Here is a 4,409-nt window from a genome sequence, read left to right as displayed (position 1 = left end):
AATGCTAAACCATCAATCCTTAAGGATTCTGATTTTTTACCACATTCCTCTAGTTTTTTGCAGTCAATATCATCAGCTAATCCAGGAAGTTCGAATTCTGATGTAACAAATTTTAAACCAAATAAGTATTCCAAATGATTGTTGGTTAACCGCTGGAGATAATATTCCATTTCAAATCTTCTTTTTTCACACATTAAAATCACTTCACATATGATAAGTTTTAAATCAAAGCTCTCTGCAAAGCCTCTCATATTTTATGTAATGCTTAAACCAATGGTTTTCCATATCTTCCACAAGTCTCACATGCCCTTCTTCATCTTCGCAGATGTAATCAACTTCCTTTAGCTTATTGAGGAATGCATTGAATTCCTCATCATCAAAGTAATCCATCTTTGACTTCAATTCATCCAATGAGAAATTTTCACTATATTTATTATACCTAATATGAACTGTAATCTCATCAAGTTTATAATATAGGTAAGCACATTCAATCGGATGATTTCCGCAGTCTATATTCAGAACATCAATATAGAGTTCAAAATCGCAATTCCTGCAATAGTAATTATTGTTCTCCACATCAAATCCCATCTCATCCAGTTCCATCATTTCTTCGCTAGGACATAATGTAAGTGGCATCAAGTGGCTTCCGCAGTCTGGGCATATGGCATCGTTTCTGGACTTTATAAGGCTTATCCATGAGACATATAGGCTGTCATCATAGTATTTTGACGTATCTATGTCATAGGACTTTGACATTCTCTTGATTCCATCAATGGCTGTAACATCTACAGGATTTTCCGTAAGCATTTTCTTATATATTTCCAATGCTTCATCACACTTTCCTAATTTAAAAAGAGACAATGCTTTGTTATTCAAAGCATCTTCATTGCTTTCATCCAGTTTTAAAATCTGATTGCATAACTCTAAGGATTTTTCATAATCCTCAGATTCGGTTAATTCGTATATTTCTAACAGTAATTTATCAATTGACATATAATACCCCTCTAATTAAAAATGTTTCACAATCATTTATAAAACTTTCGTAAGCACTTTTAAAATTACATTTGCACCAAATCTCAATCCATCTATTTTTACTAATTCATGACAATATTTAATTAATTCCAAAGACAAAAATATATCTAATTTTAGCAAAACATTTTTTTTCTTTTTGAAGGAGGTTATGATATGAGCACTTTAGAGTTTTACGGTGGAGTCAATGAGGTTGGCGGAAACAAGATTAAGGTGAATCTGGACTCAACTTCACTTCTTTTGGATTTCGGCATGAGCTTTACACAGGTTGGAAGATACTTTGGGGATTTCATGGGTCCTCGAAAGGGAAACGGGCTTGAGGACTATTTTGAGATGGGTCTGATTCCTGACATAAAGGGAATATACCGTGAGGATTACCTGAGGCACAAGGGGCTTCCATTTGAGGAGAAGCCAGCGGTGGACGGGCTTTTGTTGTCACATGCCCATGCAGACCATGCGGACTACATAGGCTTCTTAAGGAAGGACATTCCGATATACATGAGCTCATATTCAAAGATAATCCTTGATGTGATTGATGCCACAGGATTGGGGTCCAAGGAAATCACAATATACAAGCCTGATTTCGAGTATTACATCAATAAGAAGGGAACCTATTCAAAAAGGAAAGCAAGTGAAAAGAATCCTCCTCTAGAAAGGGATATCCGCATATTGGAGCCTTACAAAAGGGAATCAATAAACAACTTGGAGGTGCAGCTTGCGCCAGTCGACCATTCACTGCCTGGAGCGGCAGCCTATCTCATTGAAGGCCGTGATGAAAGGATAGTTTATACAGGAGACTTGCGTTTCCATGGAAGGAACAAGAAGGACAGCGAGAAATTTGTAAAGGAGGCAAGCAAGTTCTCTCCAGACATCATGATATGCGAAGGAACCCGTATAGGAAGCGGAGAGCACCATGAGGAAGGCTACTTTGAATTCGAGGAGGACATAGAGAAGGGAGCATATGACTTAATCAATGAATATCATGGGCATTTGGTCATAGCCAATTTCCCGATGAGGGATTTGGACAGGCTGATTACATTCCATAACATTGCCAAGGATACTGACAGGACATTATTGATCAACTTGAAGCAGGCGTACATGCTGAATCTAATCGAGAAGGAAATCCCTGAAGGCAACATTTATCCGTCCCTTGATGACGAGCATATAGGCATCTACATCCCTAGAAAAGGAAACGGATTCTATCCTCATGACACTTATGCATTATTCGTGGATGAATGGAGGATTCCTGATGATGAGATGGCTCTAAAGGAATATGACAAGTGGGAAAGGTCATTCATTGAATGCTCAAATGCAGTGAACTACAAGGACATTCAGGAAAATGAAGGTCATTACATCCTAAGACTGGACAACTTCTCGTTCAAGGAACTGATTGACATCAAGCCGAAGAATGCAATCTACATCCATTCAATAACCGAGCCATTCAACGAGGAGATGGAACTGAGCTATGAGATAACTGAAAACTGGCTTAGACACTTCAACATTCCAATCAACAAGTCATTCCACGTTTCAGGTCATGCAAGGGGAGCACAGCTTCTGGACATGATTAAGGAGATAAATCCTGATGTTTTGTATCCTGTCCATACAACCCGAATCGAGCTATTTGATGTCCTGAAGGATGATGGAATACAGGTGATTCATCCGAGAAACCTGAATGACAAGTTCTAGCTTGTTGCAATGCTGTAAAATTTTAAATCAATACTCTTTTTTTATATTTTTATTTTAATTATTTAAATTACATTTAATTCTTCTTTTATTTCTTGTTTTTACAGGTAACTCTAAAAGGAACCTTTATATGTTATGGAGTTGAATATATTATTACTTTTTTTAAGCATATAGGGGGTAAAGTATGTATGGAAAAACAGGATAGGCAAGAGATTGTCAATTATCTCTGTGGAGAAGAGGGTTTAAAGGATGAATTCATTGATCTGCTCAAGCTAGGTGGCTTAAGCGAATATGAAGGAAATATAATTAAGGATGCTCTTTTGGAAAAGATAGATTCGGATGAAAATTTAGTAATTGAATTTTATTTCCAATACTTAAACTTATACCTTATTTATCATAAGCTAAGGGACGATAAAGAATTATCTGCTCTGCGTGAAGATGAAACCATAGATTATAGAATTTGCGAAGACGAGTGGGATTACTTTAGTTATAGCCAATTCCCAGAACGCCGTATAGATGAATATATAAAAAATAAAGGGCATTTAGGATTTGATTTGAATCAATACCCGAAAACCGTTGATGAAGCGGTAAACCGTCTGATTGAAGTTTTGGATAAGGAAAGCATAGTTTATGCCAAAGAAACCAAGAAATTTGAATTTGGAATAGTGGCAGACTTCTCACTTGGTTTGTATGCCAGAAATAATTTTGGATTGTGGGGAAGAAGCATTGATCTACTAATTGATATTAAAAGAAATGGTGGAGACACTTTCACAGGAGATGGCGCTTCCTCATTCCTGTTGGATAAGGTTTGGGAAAGGATTCAAGAGGATTACGATGAGATAATCAAAACTAAAGAGTAAAATACAATTAAACATTTTAATTTTTTTTAAACAATATCAAAATGAGGGTGAGGTTATGCAGTTAGGAGATTATGCTGTTAAGCCAACATGTAAGAGAGAGGAAAATCGCTTGATAAATTTTCTAAAACAAAATAATTTTAAGTATGCAGACCATTTTGAATACAATCCTATCGGTAGAGAATATGTGATTGTCATTAATGTCATTCACAGGATTTACTTTGAAATTGACAAATACTATATCTCAACACAGGGAAGGATATCTGAAATTGAGTTTTTAGACAAGATCAATTATGACGAACAAGCCATACATAAAAAATTGTATGGCGATAGTGGCGAATTGGTTTATGAAGGATATACTGTACTTGACAAGCCTTATGGGCTTGGAACAGTTTACTATTCCAATGGCAAAAAGTATAAAGAAGGAGTGTTCGGCAGAAAAGGGCTGGTTGAAGGAAAGGAATTCTATTCCAACGGACAAGTCAAATTTGAAGGCATTATAAATGTGAATGGAGGCTATGGTCCCAATTATCCTGTAAGGGGCAATATGTATGATAAGGATGGAGACTTGATCTTTTCAGGGAGATTTGAATACCAGAAAGGTGGTGTAGGATTCCCTATGATGAGATATCCAAGATACAGATTTGAAGAGGATGATGCACCTAAAATCAAGTATCTTTCACTTGTTGCAAATTGGGAGGAATGAATATAATGGCAAAAGAATACCCAATGACCTATGAGGAATTTGAAAAGAGAGTGATTGAATTATACCTTGACGGAATCTCTGAAGACCATAAAGAAATGATAAAGGAAAGGATAGACAATCTATTAGAAAACGAC

The 4,409-nt window shown here is 36.3% G+C and carries 5 protein-coding genes; 3 read left to right on the top strand and 2 right to left on the bottom strand.

Features of this window, described 5'->3' with window-relative positions; all coding sequences use genetic code 11:
* Both ACKI67_RS10050 and ACKI67_RS10045 read right to left on the bottom strand, forming a co-directional pair.
* On the bottom strand, positions 1–194 hold a 194-nt coding region (locus ACKI67_RS10050; protein WP_407463397.1), incomplete at its 3' end, for a hypothetical protein.
* 31 nt (positions 195–225) lie between these two features.
* On the bottom strand, positions 226–993 hold the full coding sequence (locus ACKI67_RS10045) for a tetratricopeptide repeat protein (RefSeq protein WP_407463396.1): 768 nt from the start codon (positions 991–993) through the stop codon (positions 226–228).
* 453 nt (positions 994–1,446) lie between these two features.
* On the opposite strand from ACKI67_RS10045, the gene ACKI67_RS10040 reads away from it, so the two are divergent.
* The 3 genes from ACKI67_RS10040 (at position 1,447) to ACKI67_RS10030 (ending at position 4,275) form a co-directional block, all read left to right on the top strand.
* The gene (locus ACKI67_RS10040; RefSeq protein ID WP_407463395.1) at positions 1,447–2,715 is read left to right on the top strand and encodes an MBL fold metallo-hydrolase RNA specificity domain-containing protein; all 1,269 of its coding nucleotides are present in this window, start codon (positions 1,447–1,449) and stop codon (positions 2,713–2,715) included.
* A 185-nt stretch (positions 2,716–2,900) separates the two neighbouring features.
* Positions 2,901–3,572, top strand: a complete 672-nt coding sequence (locus tag ACKI67_RS10035; protein WP_407463394.1) for a DUF6794 domain-containing protein — start codon at positions 2,901–2,903, stop codon at positions 3,570–3,572.
* A gap of 55 nt (positions 3,573–3,627) precedes the next feature.
* Entirely contained in the window at positions 3,628–4,275 is a 648-nt protein-coding gene (locus ACKI67_RS10030; RefSeq protein WP_407463393.1) for a hypothetical protein, read from the top strand.
* Positions 4,276–4,409 lie beyond the last annotated feature (134 nt).

The organism is Methanobrevibacter sp. (assembly GCF_045577275.1).
Lineage (GTDB): Archaea > Methanobacteriota > Methanobacteria > Methanobacteriales > Methanobacteriaceae > Methanobrevibacter.
The sequence above is the reverse complement of the archived record's forward strand: the minus strand, read 5'-3'. Positions and strand labels throughout refer to the sequence as shown.